A 16613-nucleotide genomic window follows, 5' to 3' on the forward strand; every position below is an offset into this window, starting at 1 on the left:
CCGCCCACCCGGGCCGGGCCGGATCGGGCCGGTTCGCGTCGGCGCCTCAGATCAGGGCGGTGGCCTCCTCCAGGGAGAGGCCGCCGCCCTCCGCGTACGCGGCCTCGTACGCCGTGTCGCCGAGGAGGGTGCGCGCGCCTGTCTCGGCCCGCTCGCGCACCTCCACCTCCATGGGGCCGGGGAAGTGGCCGGGCGGCAGCAGGGCGTCCGAGGCACCGAGGAGCCGGGCCGCGTCCACGGCCCGGCCGCCGCCGTCCAGACCGTTCAGGGCGATGGCGGCCGTGGTCAGATGCGCGGAGGGCATGTGCGGAGCGATCATCCGCGACAGCCGGTCGCCCGACCGCTCCAGCGCCACGCGCACCTTGTCCAGGGCGCTCTCGTTCCGCCCGTCGATCGCGTCCAGCCACGCCTCGGCACCGAGCATGAACCCGTCGAACAGAACGAAGGAACCGGCCCCGAAGTCCTGCCGCAGCAGCCGTATCTGCTCGCGCGCCTCTGCGGTCCTGCCCTTGCGGCCGAGCCAGATCGCGAGGAAGAGATGGGCCGCCGGCATGGCCTCGTTGTGGGCGCCCTGCCCGGTCGCGAGGACCTCACGGATCATCCGCTCGCCCCGCTCGGGCTCCCCCAGCTCCAGGTACATGCTGCCGAGCCGGACGTTGAGCACCGCCGTCTGGGCCCGCGCGCCGAGCCGCTCGGCGTACTTCGCCGCCTCCGCGTAGTCCGCGGCGGCGGCCCGGAAGTCGCCCTTGCGCTCATGGGCCTCGCCGCGCGCGGAGAGCGATTCCGCCGCGCCCCAGGCGTCCCCGATACGGCCGAAGAGCTCCAGTGCCTCGTCGGCGTCCACGGTGGCGTCGCCCGCCATCTCGGTGCGGTTGGCGAGGATGTTGGCCCGCATCTGGAGGGCGGTGGCCAGCTCCCAGTCGTAGCCGAGTTCCCGGCAGGTGCTCACCGTCTTGTTGATCACCTCGGTGAACCGCTCCATCGTGCCGGTGAGCAGGACGGCGTAGAACCAGAGGTAGCCCGGGGTCCGGCAGGTCTGCGGCATGCCGGGCTCGTAGGTCGCCCCGATGACGCGGAGCTTCTCCTGGGCCTGCGGGGTCTGCCAGGCGCCCATGTCCATGTCCATATAGGCGAGATGGACGAGGTGCACTCCGCGGCGGGCCTCTTCGAGGACCTCCTCGCGCATCGGCGGCGGGAAGTCCGTGCAGCGTTCGTACAGCGGGGCGGCCGGGCGTACGGGCGGGGCGAAGGGGTCGGGGCCGAGACCCATCACCTCCAGGGACCAGGCGCGGGCGTCGACGCGCTGGTCACGGACCTGCCAGTACCAGGTCAGCGAAAGGACCATGCACAGCGCCTCCTGCTCGTCGCGCTCGGCGACGGCGTGCCGCAGGGCGGTGCGCAGGTTCTCGTACTCGCGCTCGATCAGGTCGATCGCGGCCCGCTGTCCGGGTCCGCGCAGCAACGGGTCGGTGGTGCGGGCGAGTTCGCGGTAGTACGTGAGGTGGGCGCGCTCGGTGTCCGCGCGGGCGCCGGACGCGTCGAGGCGTTCGCCCGCGTACTCGGCGACGGTCTCGAGGAGGCGGTAGCGCATCCCGCCGTCCCCCTCGCCCGAAGGGGCCGCGACGACCAGCGACTTGTCGACGAGGGAGCCGAGGACGTCCAGCGCGGCCGGGCCGCAGAGGGCTTCGGCGGCGGCGAGGTCGCAGCCTCCCGCGAACACGGACAGCCGCCCCAGGGTGTCGCGTTCGGCCTCGTCGAGCAGATCCCAGGACCAGTCGACGACGGCGCGCAGGGTCTGCTGGCGGGGCAGCACCGTGCGGCTGCCCGAGGTGAGCAGCCGGAAGCGGTCGTCGAGCCGGTCGGCGATCTGGCGCGCGGTGAGCATCCGCAGCCGGGCGGCGGCGAGTTCGATGGCGAGCGGCAGGCCGTCGAGGCGCCGGCAGATCTCGGCGGCCGCCTCGGGGTCGTCCTCGACGCGGAAGCCGGGCCGGGCGGCCGCTCCCCGGTCGGCGAGCAGCCGCAGCGCGACGGGTTGTGGCAGCGGGTCCACCGGGCGCAGCAACTCCCCCGGCACACCGAGGGGTTCGCGGCTGGTGGCGAGGACGGTCACGCCGGGACAGCGTTCCAGCAGCGCCTCGGCGAGGTGCGCGGCGGCGTCGACGACGTGTTCGCAGTTGTCGAGGACGATCACCATGCGGCGCTTGGCGCAGTGTTCGGTGAGCCGGGTGAGCGGGTCGTCGTGCCGGTCGGCCACGGCGCGCATCTCCTCGGCACCGGCTCCGCGCAGCACGGTCTCACGGGCGCCGACGGCGGTCAGCACGGCCTCGGGCACGGCCTTCGGGTCGTCCACCGGGGCCAGTTCGGCCAGCCACACCCCGTCCCGCGGGGCGGGGGCCAGGGCCTCTGCCGCCTCCTGGGACAGGCGTGTCTTGCCCGCCCCGCCGGGCCCGAGCAGGGTCACGAGCCGCGCCGTCGCGAGATCGCCCCGGATGGCATCGATGTCGTGCTCCCGCCCCACGAAGGACGTGAGCCGGGCGCGGAGGTTGCCGGGCGGCGGGACGGCGGGGCGGGCCGCCTCGGGCCCGCCGACGTTCCCCGCGGCGCGGGCCTGCGGGCCGTTCGCCCGGGCGGCGGCGCCGGTCTCGGCCGGGCGGAGCAACTCGGCGTGCAGGGAGCGCAGTTCGACGCCGGGATCGGAGCCGAGGCGATCGGCCAGCAGCCGCCGTACGTCCTCGTACGCGGCCAGGGCCTCCGCCGTGCGGCCCACGTCCCGCAGAGCGCGCAGCCGCAGGGCCTGGAGCGGCTCGTCCAGGGGGTGGGAGTCGCACAGGGCGGTCAGCTCGGGGAGGACCGATCCGGCGTGGCCGAGGGCCAGGGCGGCGGTGAGGCGGGCGCAGCGGGCGTGCAGGCGACGGGTCTCCCAGTGCGCCGCCTCGGCGGTGCGGTCGGGGAGGTCGGCGAGGGCGGGCCCGCTCCACAGGGCCAGGGCGTCGTCGAGGAGGACGGCGGCCTTGGCGGGGTCCCCGTCCGCGACGGCGCGGGTGCCTTCACCGGCGAGCCGCTCGAAGCGGTGCAGGTCGACGTCGTCCGGCACGGCTTCGAGGCGGTAGCCGCCCTCCGCCGAGGCGACCGCGTCCGCGCCCACGGCCCGGCGCAACCGCCCGACCAGCGCCTGGAGCGCTCCGGGTGCGTCGGCGGGCGGGTCGCCGTCCCACACCTCGTCGACCAGGACGACCGCGGGAACGGTCCGTCCGGGCCGCAGCGCGAGAACGGTCAGCAGAGCACGCAGCCGCGCCCCGCCGACCGGGACGGGCGTGCCGTCGGGGCGAAGTGCCTGGGTGGTGCCGAGGATGCGGTAGCGCACGGGGTCCATTGTCTCTGTTGCCGTCGGGTGCGGGGGCCGGGTGAGGGAGTTCCGCCAGGGCTCCGACGGCACACTCCCCCACCATCCCCGGAACCGATGGCCGATCGCGAGACGTTTTCGGGATGGGCCCGGTACGGTCGGGCAGGCCCGAACACACCGTCGTCAGCCCAGCCAGTCCAGGGAGCACCATGACCACCGCCGCGACCCGCCACAGCGACCGGAGGATCAGCCCCGTCTTCGTCGGCATCGCCGCCGTCACGGGGGTGGCCGGCTGGGCCACCTGGACCGGCTTCGCCGAGAAGCCCGGTGTGGCCGTGTTCCTCTTCGTCACGGCCGCCTGGGTCGTCTCGCTGTGTCTGCACGAGTACGCGCACGCCCGGACCGCGCTGCACAGCGGCGACATCTCGATCGGCGCCAAGGGCTATCTGACCCTGAACCCGCTGAAGTACACCCATGCCCTGCTCAGCATCGTGCTGCCCGTGCTGTTCGTGATCATGGGCGGGATCGGGCTGCCGGGCGGCGCGGTGTTCATCGAGCGCAACCGCATCCGCGGCCGCTGGAAGCACAGCCTGATCTCGGCGGCGGGTCCGCTGACGAACGTGCTGTTCGCCGTCGTGTGCACGGCCCCGTTCTGGCTGCACGCCCTGGACGGAGTCCCGGCCGCCTTCCGCTACGCTCTCGCGTTCCTCGCGCTGCTCCAGGTCACGGCCGCGATCCTGAACTTCCTGCCGGTCCCGGGCCTGGACGGCTACGGCGTGATCGAGCCCTGGCTGTCGTACGGCGTCCGCCGTCAGGTCGAGCCCTTCGCGCCGTTCGGACTGATCGCGGTGTTCGGGCTGCTGTGGATCCCGTCGGTCAACCGGGAGTTCTTCCACCTGATCGACACGCTCCTGAGCGGCCTGGGCATCGACGGCCGGGACACCGACTGCGGACAGTGGCTCTACCGCTTCTGGGAGCCGAACAGCGACATCTGCGTCCGGTCGTGACCGGAGGGGACCGGGGACCGGCCGGCGGTCACGCCCTGCCGCGCCGCGCGTAGTACCAGGTCATGTTCGACGACAGGCCCACCAGCAGCACCCACACGATGCCCAGCCAGCTGCCCTGGACGAACGAGACGACGGCCGCGGCCAGGGACAGCACGCAGACGGCGAGGGCGTAGAGAGCGAGGCGGGGCATGGGGTCGGCTCCTGTCGGGGGGACACTGCTTGGCACCAGTGTCCCCCACGCGGCCCGTACGTCCGTCACCCGCGGCCCGTGTCAGTCGGCGCGGACTATACGTCCGTGACCCGCAGCCCCGCGTGTGCCTTGTAGCGGCGGTTCACCGAGATCAGGTTGGCGACCAGCGCCTCGACCTGGTGGGCGTTGCGCAGACGGCCGGAGAAGACGCCCCGCATGCCGGGGATGCGGCCCGCGAGGGCCTGGACGATCTCGACGTCGGCCCGCTCCTCGCCGAGGACCATCACATCGGTGTCGATCTCCTCGATCTCCGGGTCCGCGAGGAGCACGGCGGAGAGGTGGTGGAAGGCCGCGGTGACCCGGGAGCCGGGCAGCAGGGCGGCGGCCTGTTCGGCGGCGCTGCCCTCCTCCGGCTTGAGCGCGTAGGCGCCCTGCTTGTCGAAGCCGAGCGGGTTGACGCAGTCGACGACCAGCTTCCCGGCCAGTTCCCCGCGCAGCGATTCGAGGGTCTTGCCGTGGCCCTCCCAGGGCACGGCGACGATCACGATGTCGCTGCGCCGCGCGGTCTCCGCGTTGTCGGCGCCCTCCACACCGTTGCCGAGTTCGTCGGCGGCGGCCCGCGCGCGGTCGGCGGCGCGCGAGCCGATGATCACCTTCTGGCCCGCCTTGGCGAGACGGTAGGCGAGTCCCTTGCCCTGCGGACCGGTGCCGCCGAGCACGCCGACGACGAGTCCGGACACGTCGGGCAGGTCCCAGGGGTCCTTGGCGGGGGCCTTCTGTGCACTGTCAGTAGAGGTCATGGGCCGACTTTACGTGCGCGGGCCGCGCCGGGGCTCCCGGGACGGCCGGGCGCCCGGGGTGAGCACGGTCACCCGAGCGCGGTCACCGGGACACGCCGGAAGGTGATCGTCTCGTAGGCGCCGAAGTCGCCCGTCTCGTAGAGGAGTCCGACCGTGCCGGTGTCGACGCGGACCAGGTCGGAGTAGGCGGCGGGCAGTCCGTCCACGGTGTGCGCCGAGCGCCAGGTGGTGCCGCCGTCGGCGGAGGCGCGGAGCGTCATCAGGGCGCGGAAGTCCGGGTCCGCGGGCCCCGAGAACAGGAGCAGGTCCGGGTCGCGGAGCTGGAGCAGGCTGCCCTGGACGATCGGGGTGACGAGCCCGGCCTGCGGACGGAAGGGCTTGACCAGGGTCCTGCCGCCGTCGAGGGAGTGGGCGTCGGCGCGGTTGCCGGGCGACGGGGAGTCGTTGCGGGTGTTGAAGTAGACGCGGCCGTCGAGGAGTTCGGCGGCGGTGGTCTCGTTGACGTTGACGTATCCGTTGGTGTTCTCGTCGAGGTAGCCGAGGTACCAGGTCGTCCCGCGGTCGTCGCTGAGCAGACAGTGCCCGCTGTTGTACTTCGCCTCGGTCCCGTTGTCGGCGCCGGTGGGCGCGACGGTGTGGTTGGCGGGGACCACCACCCGGCCGGAGCCGAGTTGGAGGGCGTGGCCCGGTGTCGTGGCGTACCACCGCCAGCCCGCCTTCTTGACCTGTGCGGTGATCTCCTTGGGAGCCGACCAGGTGAGCCCTTCGTCGTCGCTGTGCTGCACCCACACGCGCCGCCCGTCGGCCGCCTTGACCCTGCCGCGCAGCAGGGCGTCCTCGGAGGCGCTCGCGGCGCTGCGGACGTGGACGAGCAGGACGCGGCCGGTGTCGAGGACGACGGGCGCGGGGTTGCCCGCGAGGTCGGTCCCGTTGTTCGCGGCGATCTGGAGCGGTCCCCAGGTCCGGCCGCCGTCCAGGGACCGTCTGAGCACGATGTCGATGTTCCCGTGGTCCTGCGCGGAGCCGACCCGGCCCTCGCAGAAGGCCAGCAGGGTGCCGGTACGGGTGGCGACGACGGCGGGGATCCGGAAACTGGCGTAGCCCTCGCGTCCGGCGCGGAAGGGGACGCTCACGGCGGGGTCCGCACCCGCCCCGGTCCCTGTCGTCCCGTCGGTCCCTGTCGTCCCGTCGGTCCCGGTCGCTGCGCTCGGCTGTGTCATGGCCGGCTCCCTGCTGCGGTCGCTTGTGGGGTCGTCGGTGCGGAGTTCTGCCCAACTTGGGCGAATTCGTGGTGAACTCCGGGTCACGAGTGGCCCGTTGCGGCAGGATGCAGCAATGGATGCCGTACGGGTCGCATTGCTGCGCGAGGTGCTTGCCGGGACCGAATGGCTGGGTGCGACACGGCGGTTCGGGGGAACCCTGCGGGGGGCCGTGGTGGCGCACGGAGGCGGGTTGCTGCTGGTCGGCTCCGAGGCGTACGAACCCTGGCATCTCGCGGCGCACCTGGTGGACGAGGCGGCCTGGTCGGGAACGCCGGAGCTGTCGCCGACGCTGGTGCGGCACGGGGCGCGGGAGTCCGATCCCGCCCACCTCGCGGTGGGGCTCGGACGGATCGAGGCGGCCCGGCGCGGGGAGACGCTGCTCGTGGTGGCGCCGGAGGCGCCCGGGGGCGCGCTGCTGGAGCGGGTGCACGACGCCCGGCGGGCGGGGGCGACGGTCATGGCCCTGTCCCACGGGGAGGGCGAGCTGCCGGCGCTGGCGCACGAGTCGCTCACGGTGCCCCAGGACCCCGAGCTCGACCTCGACACCGTGCAGCATCTGGTCAGCGCGGCGGCCGGGGAGAACGCGCTGCCCTCGCCCCGGGGCCGGCACCGCTTCCGCGACCGCCTCTCCCGCCTCGCGGACCAGCTGACGGCCCCACCGTCGTACCGGTGGTAGCGAACGGCCGTCGCCCCGGCGGCCGTCGCCCCGGCGGGCGCGGACTGCCGTCGTACCGGTGACAGCGGCGGGAGCGGACCGTGTCGCCCGGTGGTCGCGATCGGCTGCCGTGTCGGTGACAGCGGCGGGAGCGGACGGTGTCGCGTCGGTGGTCGCGAACGGCCGTCGCCCCGGCGGGCGCGGACGGCCGCCGTATCGGTGACAGCGGCGGTGGCGGACCGTGTCGCCGCGGTGGTCGCGGACGGCCGTCGTGCGGGCGTCGCCCCGGTGGTGCCGGTCAGGGCTCCGGGGGCGGGGAGTCGCCCCCGGTGGTGCCGGCCGTCACCCGCCCCGGGGTCCGGCGTCGCGGCGGGGCCGGGGGCGGCGCAGCCTCAGCCGTCCTCGGCGCCCGGCTCCTTGCCCGACGCGTCGTGCCACTTCGGGTCCGTCTCCCATTCGAGGTTCCGCTCCCGCGCGAGGTCCATCGCGCGCGTGGCCTCCTCACGGGAGGCGTACGGGCCGAAACGGTCCTTGCCCGGGCAGTCGGGGCCCTCCTCGACCTTCTTGTGCTCCAGGCAGTAGTACCACTCGCCGGGCTTGCCGACCGTCCTCTTCTTGAACAGGGCCATCACCAGCTCCTTTCGCCAGAGACATGTTCCCCCATGCCCGCTGGTTAGACTCGCTGTCATGTCTGGCCAGTCGCTGCTCGTACCAGGGGAGCTCTCTCCCACCCTTCCCGTGCCGGGAAACATCAGGCGCCCCGAGTACGTGGGAAAGCCCGCCCCCACGCCGTACACCGGACCGGAGGTGCAGACGCCCGAGACGATCGAGGCGATGCGCGTCGCCGGGCGGATCGCCGCGCGGGCGATGGCCGAGGCCGCGAAGCTCATCGCGCCGGGCGTGACGACGGACGAGCTGGACCGGGTGGCGCACGCGTACATGTGCGACCACGGCGCCTACCCGTCGACCCTCGGCTACCGCGGTTTCCCCAAGTCGCTGTGCACCTCGGTCAACGAGGTCATCTGCCACGGCATCCCCGACTCCACGGTGCTGCGCGACGGCGACATCGTGAACCTCGACGTGACGGCGTACATCGGCGGGGTGCACGGCGACAACAACGCGACCTACCTGGTCGGTGACGTGGACGAGGAGTCGAGGCTCCTCGTGGAGCGGACCCGGGAGTCGCTCGACCGCGCGATCAAGGCAGTCAGGCCGGGGCGCCAGATCAACATCATCGGGCGCGTCATCGAGTCGTACGCGAAGCGCTTCGGGTACGGGGTCGTGCGTGACTTCACCGGGCACGGGATCAACTCCTCGTTCCACTCCGGGCTGATCGTCCCGCACTACGACAACCCGCACGCGACCACCGTCATGCAGCCCGGGATGACCTTCACCATCGAGCCCATGCTCACCCTCGGTACGCACGACTACGACATGTGGGACGACGGCTGGACCGTCGTGACGAAGGACCGCAGGCGCACGGCCCAGTTCGAGCACACCCTCGTCGTCACCGGCAGCGGCGCGGAGATCCTCACCCTGCCGTAGCCCCCGGAAGCTCCCGGACCCATGGAACCCGCCCTGTCCACAGGGCGGGTTCTCTCATGTGGACGCGGCCGCCGATCGGGGTACGGTTTTACCGACAGAGCGTCGGGAAGGTTATTGACTTAGGTAAGCCTAACCATAGAAGCTGTGATCGATCCCGTAACGGCTCACGCCCCTCCCCCCGGCCCCGGAGGCCCCATGAACGCGTCGGACACGCCGGACACCCCGAGCACGCCGGACCCTGCGGACCCGGCGGCCGTCCCCTTCTCGACGCTCATCCGCACCGCGTCGCACGAACAGCACACCGAGGCGGAGACCTCGACGTTCATGAGCGACCTGCTCGGCGGCCGGCTCGGCGTCGAGGCGTACACGCGCTACACCGAGCAGCTGTGGTTCGTGTACGAGGCGCTGGAGGCGGAGACCGGGCGCCTGGCCGCCGATCCGGTGGCCGGGCCGTTCCTGCGGCCCGAGCTGCCGCGCCGCGGCGCGCTGGAGCGTGACCTCGCCCATCTTCGCGGCCCCGACTGGCGGGACTCGCTCACCGCGCTGCCCGCGACCCGCGCGTACGCGGACCGGGTCACGGAGTGCGCCCGGACGTGGCCGGGAGGCTATGTGGCCCACCACTACACGCGCTATCTGGGCGATCTCTCCGGGGGCCAGATCATCCGTGGCAGGGCCGAGCGGGCCTGGGGGTTCAGCCGCAAGGGCGACGGGGTCCGCTTCTACGTCTTCGAAGACATCGCCAACCCGGCCGCGTTCAAGCGGAGCTATCGCGAACTGCTGGACGGGGTCCGGGCCGACGACCTGGAGAGGCAGCGGATCGTGGCGGAGTGCAAGCGGGCTTTCGCCCTGAACACCGGGGTGTTCGGGGCGCTGGGGGCGGAGTTCCCGCTGAGCGCGTGAAGGTCGCCCCGGGCGCGGGTGCGGGGGGTGTGGCGGGCTCCGGGGACCCCGGGTCCCGCCCCGCCCTCCGGGGGAAGGGGCGCTCCGGCCGTGCGCCTGCGGGGCAGTGGGGGCTGGGCGCGCAGTTCCCCGCGCCCCTGCCGGGGCCCAGGGGCCCCACGCGTACGAGGCGGCCACCCGGAAGAAGGGGGGTCCCCCTTGCCTCGCCCTCCAGGGAAAGGGGTGCTCCGGCCGTGCGCCTGCCGGCCGGTGGGGGCTGGGCGCGCAGTTCCCCGCGCCCCTGACGGGGCCCGGCGTTCTGGGCGGCCCACCCGGAAGCGAAGGTTTGGTCAGCGTTCCAGGCGGACTCGGCCGCCCATCTCCACCCAGTCGCCCGGCTGGGGTGCGGTCAGGATCTGCGAACCGACGCCCTGGGTGATGTTGAGGGCACGGCCGAGCTGCTGGGTCAGCAGCAGCGCCGCCGCCCCGGTGGCCTCGTCCTCCTCGATGCCGTCGTTGCGGCCGGGGAAGGCGCGGGCCCGCACCCGGCCCGCGGCCTCGTCCTCCCAGGCCCAGGCGTAGATCCACTCGCCCGACGGCGGCACGGCCAGCGCGTCGACCTCGGCCGCGGTCCCGTGCCGGCGCAGCGTCCTGGGCGGGGCCCATTCGGCGCGCGCCTCGATCCAGCTGAACTCGCCGTCCAGCCGGACCCCCACCACACCGGCGGGCGTGACCAGTTCGGGCACATCGAGCAACCAGCCCACCCCGACGCACGGATGGCCCGCGAACGGCAGCCGCAGCGAGGGGGTGTAGATGTCGATGACCCCGCGCTCGGGGTCGTCGACGAACACGGTCTCGCTGAAGCCGAGTTTCGCGGCGAACTCCTGCCGTTCCGCACGGTCCGGCATCACCGAACCCTCGCGCACGACACCGAGCTCATTGCCATACCCGCCGCCTGGTCCGCAGAAGACCCGCAGCACGTCGTAGTCAGTCACTCCGGCATTCAAACATTCATCCGTCCGATCGGTGACCCGCACGACCGGACCGCCCGCTTCCGAAAGCTCCCTGATCACAGGAAACGGTGTCGGAGGCGTCCGATCCCGAGCCGGAGGCGGCCGATTCCGCGTCCCCGTCCGACAGTTGGGCTGCGGGCGTGCCGGGAAAGGGCGCACGCCGGTGACGCGGTGGGCGTGGTGTTGCACGATCCGGGTCCGGCGGCGGCCTACGCGCACCGGCTCGCGATTCCGTGCGCCGGTCGTGTCGCGGCCCGGGGCCCGCCGGCGGAGGTTCTCACCGGCGCGTCGCCGGCCGAGGTCCACCGGCAGCCGGTGGGGGTGTTCGCGCACCCCAGGACCGGAGCCGCGCCCATCACCCCGAAACGCGACGAAAGCCGTCCCTTGACCTCCCCTTGACCATTCTTTGGGGATTGGTTTGAGTCGTCGTGATCAAGCCGTTCCTGTACGGCGTCCGTGAGAGGTGAATCACCGCACGGGTGGGTATCAGTGAGGCAAGCCTCAGATAAGTTAGGCCAGCCTCACCATGCCGAACGGGCCCAGCCGTGCGGCTTGTCCGACTTCTCTTGGAGCCTGCATGCGAGCCGTCCGACTGTCCGTTGTCACCGCTGCCGCCACCGCGGCCGCTCTGGCCGCCGTCACGGGCTGCACCCAGAAGAGCGACGCGAAGAACGGCGACGCGATCCAGGTGACGGCCGCCGACTCCAAGTGCGAGACGTCCACAAAGACCGTGCCGGCCGGCCACGTCACCCTGAAGATCGAGAACAAGGGGTCCCAGGCCACCGAGGTCGAGATCGTCTTCCCCGACGACCGCATCGTCTCCGAGAAGGAGAACATCGGCCCCGGCACCAAGTACACGCTGACCGCCGAGGTCAAGGCCGGTTCGTACGAGATCGCCTGCCGCCCGGGCATGAAGGGCCACGGCGTCCGCCAGAAGCTCACCGTCACCGGCGGCAAGGTCGCCCAGCGCGACCCGCGCCTGGACAAGGCCGTCGCCTCCTACCGTGAGTGGGCGCAGTCCGAGGCCGACGCCACGATCCCCAGGGTCAAGACGTTCGCCGACGCCATCAAGGCCGGCGACCTCGAGGCCGCCATGAAGGCCTACGCCCCCTCGCGCGTCGGCTGGGAGAGCACCGAGCCGATCGCCGAGTCCTTCGGCGACATCGATCCCAAGACCGACACCCGCGCCGACGGCCTGGAGAAGGGCCAGAAGTGGACCGGCTGGCACGCGCTGGAGAAGGCGCTGTGGGCGGACAAGAAGATCGGTGACGAGCAGAAGGCCCTCGCCGGCCAGCTCGTCACCGACCTGACCGACTGGCAGAAGCGCGTCGGCAAGGCCGAGATCACCCCGACCTCCATGGCCAACGGCGCCAAGGAGCTGCTCGACGAGGTCGCCACCGGCAAGGTCACCGGCGAGGAGGACCGCTACTCGCACACGGACCTCAGCGACTTCAAGGGCAACGTCGACGGCGCGCAGAAGGCGTACGAGCTGCTCAAGCCGGTCGCCGCGGAGAACGACGCGGCGCTGACGGCGGAGCTCGACAAGCAGTTCGCCGCGCTGGACAAGCTGCTCGACAAGTACCGCACGGACAAGACCTCGGACGGTTTCGTCTCGTACGACACGGTCGGCAAGGCCGACCGCAAGGAGCTCTCGGACGCCGTCAACGCGCTCGCCGAGCCCCTGTCCAAGCTCGCCGCCGCCGTCGTGAAGTAGGAGCATCGCCATGACGGACACGACCGACAGCGCGAACACCGCCGGCACCGCCCGCGCCGGCTCCGCGCCGACCCGGCGCAACCTGATCGGCTGGGGCGGTGCCGGGCTCGCGCTCGGCGCCGCCGCGGCCGGCGGCGCCGTCGCCATGACCCGCACGGGCAACGACGTGGACCCGGCCGGCGCCGACACCGGTGCCGCCGTCCCCTTCCACGGCGCCCACCAGGCCGGCATCGCGACAGCCGTGCAGGACCGGCTGCACTTCGCCGCGTTCGACGTGAAGACGGACGACCGCGCCGAGTTCGTCCAGCTCCTCAAGGACTGGACGCAGGCGGCCGCCCGGATGACCGCCGGACACACGGTCGGCGAGGGCGCGTACGGCGGTCTGGCCGAGGCTCCGCCGGACGACACCGGTGAGGCCCTCGGGCTCAAGCCGTCGCGGCTGACCCTGACCATCGGCTTCGGTCCGTCACTGTTCGACAGGTTCGGTCTCGCCGACCGGCGCCCGCAGGCGCTCGTGGACCTGCCGGAGTTCCCGGGCGACAACCTGGACAAGGCCCGCAGCGACGGCGACCTGTGCGTCCAGGCCTGCGCGGACGACCCGCAGGTGGCGGTGCACGCCATCCGCAACCTGGCCCGTATCGGCTTCGGCAAGGTCGCCATCCGCTGGTCGCAGCTCGGCTTCGGCAAGACCTCCTCGACGACCCCGGACGCGCAGACCCCGCGCAACCTCATGGGCTTCAAGGACGGCACCCGCAACATCGCGGGGACCGAGACCGCGCGGCTGAAGAAGTTCGTGTGGGCCGACGAGAAGGACCACGACCCGAACTCCGCCTGGATGAGCGGCGGTTCCTACCTCGTGGCCCGGCGCATCCGGATGAACATCGAGACCTGGGACCGTACCTCGCTCCAGGAGCAGGAGGACGTCTTCGGCCGCGACAAGGGCGAGGGCGCCCCCGCCGGGAAGGCCAAGGAGCACGACAAGCCGTTCCTGAAGGCCATGAAGCCCGACGCCCACGTCCGGCTGGCGCACCCCGACTCCAACGACGGCATCACGATCCTGCGCCGCGGCTACTCCTTCACGGACGGCACGGACGGTCTCGGCCGCCTCGAAGCGGGCCTGTTCTTCCTCGCCTACCAGCGGGACGTGCGCAAGGGGTTCATCCCCCTCCAGCGGAGCCTGTCGCGCTCCGACGCGCTCAACGAGTACATCCAGCACGTGAGTTCGGCTGTCTTCGCCGTTCCGCCCGGCGTCCGGGACAAGGACGACTGGTGGGGCAGGGCGCTGTTCTCCAAGGAGGCGTAGCCGTGTTCAGCAACTATCTGATCGGACTCCGCGAGGGCCTGGAGGCCAGCCTCGTCGTCTGCATCCTCATCGCCTACCTGGTGAAGACGGGGCGCAGGGACGCCCTGAAGCCGATCTGGGCGGGCATCGCGGTCGCGATCACCGTGGCGCTCGGCTTCGGCTGCGCCCTCGAATTCGGCTCGCAGGAGATGACGTTCCAGGCGCAGGAGGCGCTCGGCGGTTCGCTGTCGATCCTCGCCGTGGGCCTGGTGACGTGGATGGTCTTCTGGATGCGGCGCACCGCCCGGCATCTGAAGTCCGAACTGCACGGCAAGCTGGACGCGGCGCTCGCGATGGGCACGGGCGCGCTGGTCGCGACCGCGTTCCTGGCGGTCGGCCGTGAGGGCCTGGAGACGGCCCTGTTCGTGTGGGCGTCGGTGCACGCGGCCAGCGACGGCACTCCCCGTCCGCTGATCGGCGTGGCGCTGGGCCTGGCCACCGCGGTCCTGCTCGGCTGGCTGTTCTACCGCGGCGCGCTGAAGATCAACCTCGCCAAGTTCTTCACCTGGACCGGCGGCATGCTGGTCGTCGTCGCCGCGGGCGTGCTCGCGTACGGCGTCCACGACCTCCAGGAGGCCGACTTCATCCCGGGCCTGACGCGTCTGGCCTTCGACATCAGCGACACGATCGACCCGACGAGCTGGTACGGGACCCTGCTCAAGGGTGTCTTCAACTTCCAGCCCGACCCGACCGTCCTTCAGGTCACGGTGTGGGCGCTGTACTTGGTCCCCACGCTCACGATCTTCTTCGCCCCGGTAGGGTTCGCCTCCGGGAAGAAGAAGGTGAAGGCAGCTGATGCGCAGGGATCGCACGGATCGCAGCCCTCGAAGGCCTCGTAGGCTCGGCCGTCTCGCCCTGGCGGCGACGACGGTGACCACGTTGTGGGCGGCGAGCGGCTGCGTGGTGGTGCACGGCGAGCGCGAGGTCGTGCCGGCCACGACCCGCGCCGACGCCGCCCGCGCGCTGGCCGGCTTCACCGCCGCCTACAACAAGGCGGACGCGACGTACGACCGTTCGAAGGACGCGGACCGGGTCAGCGGTCCCCTCGCCGCCATCGACGGCGCCAGGCTGAAGGCCGGCCACCTCGGCAGCCCGGGCGGCAATCCGACGCATTCGGCGCTGACGTTCGACGACGCCCGCTTCTCCATCCCGGCGAAGGCGGGCTGGCCGCGCTGGTTCGTGGCGGACGCGACCGCCAACAAGGGCGTTCCGGGCAGCCGCTGGCTGCTCGTCTTCACCCGCGACAACGTCCGTGAGCCCTGGCAGGCCTCGTATCTGACGGTCCTCGGCGCGGGTGACGTACCGAAGTTCGCGACCGACTCCGCCGGCTGGGCACAGCCCGTCGCGGCCGACGACCCGGCGCTCGCGATCGAACCCCGGCGGCTCGGCCGGTCGTACGCCGACTATCTCCGATCCGGCGGCGAGACCTTCGCGGCGGGTGTCCACACCTCGCAGTGGCGGGCCCAGCGGGAGAAGTACGCCAGCCGGCCCGGCCTCGCCCGGCAGTACATCGACGAGCCGCTGTCCTCGGGCGGCTACGCGCCGGTGGGGCTGCGCACCGCGGACGGCGGGGCGCTGGTGTTCTTCGCCACGCACCGCTTCGAGAAGGAGACCGCCGCCGCGGGCACCGAGATCCCCTCCCCCGGCGCGGACGTGCAGGCGCTGACGACCGGCGAGATCGGTCAGTCGCTGACCCTGGAGTTCGTCTCCAACCAGGTCGCCCTGGACCCGCCGAAGGGCTCGGGCCGGGGGCAGGTGTCGGTCCTCGGGCGGGTCGAGGGGCTGACGGGCGCCAAGGGCGAGTAGCCCGGAGCGCGTCCGCGCACCGGGGCGGGCTCAGCCCCTGTGGGGCCAGGCGGCGAGCTGGTCCGCGCCGTTCTCCCCGGCGTAGCGGGCGCACGCGTCGGTCAGGGTCTCCAGGAGCGTGAGCGGGTCGGGCAGCGCGTGCTCGGGGCCGCGCACCCAGTCCACGCCCGGACCACCGGGCAGCTGGGCCGGCGGCACCAGGACGTACGAGCCGCGGCAGTGCCAGCGGAAGCCGGGGTGTTCGTCCATCGTCTCGGGGTGGCAGTCGAGCTCGCAGGGCCACCACTCGTCCTCGTCCTCGGGCGTACCGCGGGTGAGGGTGAAGAACAGCATGCGTCCGTCGCCGGTCTGCGCGACGGGTCCGACCTCGATGCCGGAGGCGAGCAGGCGCTCCAGGGCCTCGCGGCCCGCGTCCAGCGGCACGTCCAGGACGTCGTGCACCATGCCGGTCGCGGTGATGAAGTTCGCCTTCGGCTGGTGCCGGGCCCAGCGCTCGATCTGGGCGCGGTCGGTCGTCGACTGCGTCTGCCAGGCGAAGGAGACGGGGTGACGCGCGGGCGTGGGACAGCCGACGCGGTCACAGGAACAGCGGTAGCCGACGGGGTGGGCGGCCTGCGCGAGCGGCAGTCCCGCGGCGGCGGCGGCGAGCAGAAGCTCCTCACGGCCTGCGGCGGAGGTCTCCGCCGGGGCTTCGGACCGGCGTCCGCGCAGCCACTTCGAGATCCTGCCCCGCGTGCCGGAGCGACCTGCGAACTCTGCGCTCATCTATCCCCTCGCCTCGCCGTAGTGCGATTCGTCCTTGCCCCATCGTCCCACCATCCTGCGCTCCGGGTGGCCGGAGCCGACAACCGGGGTAGGTGGGGCGATGCGCCCGCCAGGCCCTGATCAGGTGTTATTACAGGATTTGGGGAGATTTCACGGGCGCCGAACGAGTGCGGGATCACGACGCGGGACCCGGCCGGGGCGCGCGCCCGCGCACGTGAGGCGCACGTCAGCGGACGGGCGGCGCCCGTCCGCGGACCAGGCGCACGCGCCCGCGGGGTCGAACGAGGCGGTC

15 protein-coding genes and 1 pseudogene are annotated in these 16613 nt (G+C 72.6%); 9 read left to right on the plus strand and 7 right to left on the minus strand.

Annotation, left to right across the window (positions count from 1 at the left end):
- Positions 1–46: 46 nt before the first annotated feature.
- Positions 47–3373, minus strand: coding sequence for a BTAD domain-containing putative transcriptional regulator (locus tag WJM95_RS08870; RefSeq protein WP_339129034.1), 3327 nt, complete (start codon positions 3371–3373; stop codon positions 47–49).
- 179 nt (positions 3374–3552) lie between these two features.
- Between WJM95_RS08870 and WJM95_RS08875 the strand changes: the two genes are divergently transcribed.
- Entirely contained in the window at positions 3553–4350 is a 798-nt protein-coding gene (locus WJM95_RS08875) for a site-2 protease family protein (protein WP_339129035.1), read from the plus strand.
- Between the two features lie 28 nt (positions 4351–4378).
- On the opposite strand, the gene WJM95_RS08880 is transcribed toward WJM95_RS08875, so the two are convergent.
- The 3 genes from WJM95_RS08880 to WJM95_RS08890 form a co-directional block, all read right to left on the minus strand.
- On the minus strand, positions 4379–4540 hold the full coding sequence (locus WJM95_RS08880) for a hypothetical protein (RefSeq protein ID WP_339129036.1): 162 nt from the start codon (positions 4538–4540) through the stop codon (positions 4379–4381).
- Between the two features lie 95 nt (positions 4541–4635).
- Positions 4636–5340: an NADPH-dependent F420 reductase gene (gene npdG, locus WJM95_RS08885; RefSeq protein WP_339129037.1), complete on the minus strand. Its 705-nt coding sequence runs from the start codon at positions 5338–5340 to the stop codon at positions 4636–4638.
- A gap of 68 nt (positions 5341–5408) precedes the next feature.
- Positions 5409–6560, minus strand: coding sequence for a sialidase family protein (locus WJM95_RS08890; RefSeq protein ID WP_339129038.1), 1152 nt, complete (start codon positions 6558–6560; stop codon positions 5409–5411).
- A gap of 115 nt (positions 6561–6675) precedes the next feature.
- On the opposite strand from WJM95_RS08890, the gene WJM95_RS08895 reads away from it, so the two are divergent.
- Positions 6676–7278, plus strand: coding sequence for a hypothetical protein (locus WJM95_RS08895; RefSeq protein WP_339129039.1), 603 nt, complete (start codon positions 6676–6678; stop codon positions 7276–7278).
- A gap of 371 nt (positions 7279–7649) precedes the next feature.
- On the opposite strand, the gene WJM95_RS08900 is transcribed toward WJM95_RS08895, so the two are convergent.
- Complete coding sequence (locus tag WJM95_RS08900) at positions 7650–7886, minus strand: hypothetical protein (RefSeq protein ID WP_339129040.1); 237 nt, start codon at positions 7884–7886, stop codon at positions 7650–7652.
- 58 nt (positions 7887–7944) lie between these two features.
- On the opposite strand from WJM95_RS08900, the gene map reads away from it, so the two are divergent.
- Positions 7945–8802: a type I methionyl aminopeptidase gene (gene map / locus WJM95_RS08905; RefSeq protein WP_339129041.1), complete on the plus strand. Its 858-nt coding sequence runs from the start codon at positions 7945–7947 to the stop codon at positions 8800–8802.
- A 195-nt stretch (positions 8803–8997) separates the two neighbouring features.
- Complete coding sequence (locus tag WJM95_RS08910; protein WP_339129042.1) at positions 8998–9702, plus strand: biliverdin-producing heme oxygenase; 705 nt, start codon at positions 8998–9000, stop codon at positions 9700–9702.
- 329 nt (positions 9703–10031) lie between these two features.
- Here the strand turns inward: WJM95_RS08910 and WJM95_RS08915 are convergent, their stop codons facing one another.
- Positions 10032–10676: a PhzF family phenazine biosynthesis protein gene (locus WJM95_RS08915; RefSeq protein WP_339129043.1), complete on the minus strand. Its 645-nt coding sequence runs from the start codon at positions 10674–10676 to the stop codon at positions 10032–10034.
- Positions 10677–10820: 144 nt separating this feature from the next.
- Between WJM95_RS08915 and WJM95_RS08920 the strand changes: the two are divergent.
- The 5 genes and pseudogenes from WJM95_RS08920 to WJM95_RS08940 form a co-directional block, all read left to right on the plus strand.
- A pseudogene (locus tag WJM95_RS08920) lies at positions 10821–11093 on the plus strand (hemin ABC transporter ATP-binding protein); the annotation flags it as partial.
- A 178-nt stretch (positions 11094–11271) separates the two neighbouring features.
- The gene (gene efeO, locus WJM95_RS08925) at positions 11272–12408 is read left to right on the plus strand and encodes an iron uptake system protein EfeO (protein ID WP_339129044.1); all 1137 of its coding nucleotides are present in this window, start codon (positions 11272–11274) and stop codon (positions 12406–12408) included.
- Between the two features lie 10 nt (positions 12409–12418).
- Positions 12419–13711: an iron uptake transporter deferrochelatase/peroxidase subunit gene (efeB, locus tag WJM95_RS08930; RefSeq protein ID WP_339129045.1), complete on the plus strand. Its 1293-nt coding sequence runs from the start codon at positions 12419–12421 to the stop codon at positions 13709–13711.
- A 2-nt stretch (positions 13712–13713) separates the two neighbouring features.
- A complete protein-coding gene (gene efeU, locus WJM95_RS08935; protein ID WP_339129046.1) occupies positions 13714–14589 on the plus strand; it encodes an iron uptake transporter permease EfeU in 876 nt (291 codons plus the stop codon).
- Positions 14546–15556, plus strand: a complete 1011-nt coding sequence (locus WJM95_RS08940) for a hypothetical protein (protein ID WP_339129047.1) — start codon at positions 14546–14548, stop codon at positions 15554–15556. The genes efeU and WJM95_RS08940 overlap by 44 nt, the downstream gene beginning before the upstream one ends.
- A 30-nt stretch (positions 15557–15586) precedes the next feature.
- Here WJM95_RS08940 and WJM95_RS08945 read toward each other — a convergent pair whose 3' ends face one another.
- Positions 15587–16321, minus strand: a complete 735-nt coding sequence (locus WJM95_RS08945; protein ID WP_339129048.1) for a bifunctional DNA primase/polymerase — start codon at positions 16319–16321, stop codon at positions 15587–15589.
- Positions 16322–16613: the final 292 nt, after the last annotated feature.

The organism is Streptomyces sp. f51 (genome assembly GCF_037940415.1).
GTDB lineage: Bacteria > Actinomycetota > Actinomycetes > Streptomycetales > Streptomycetaceae > Streptomyces.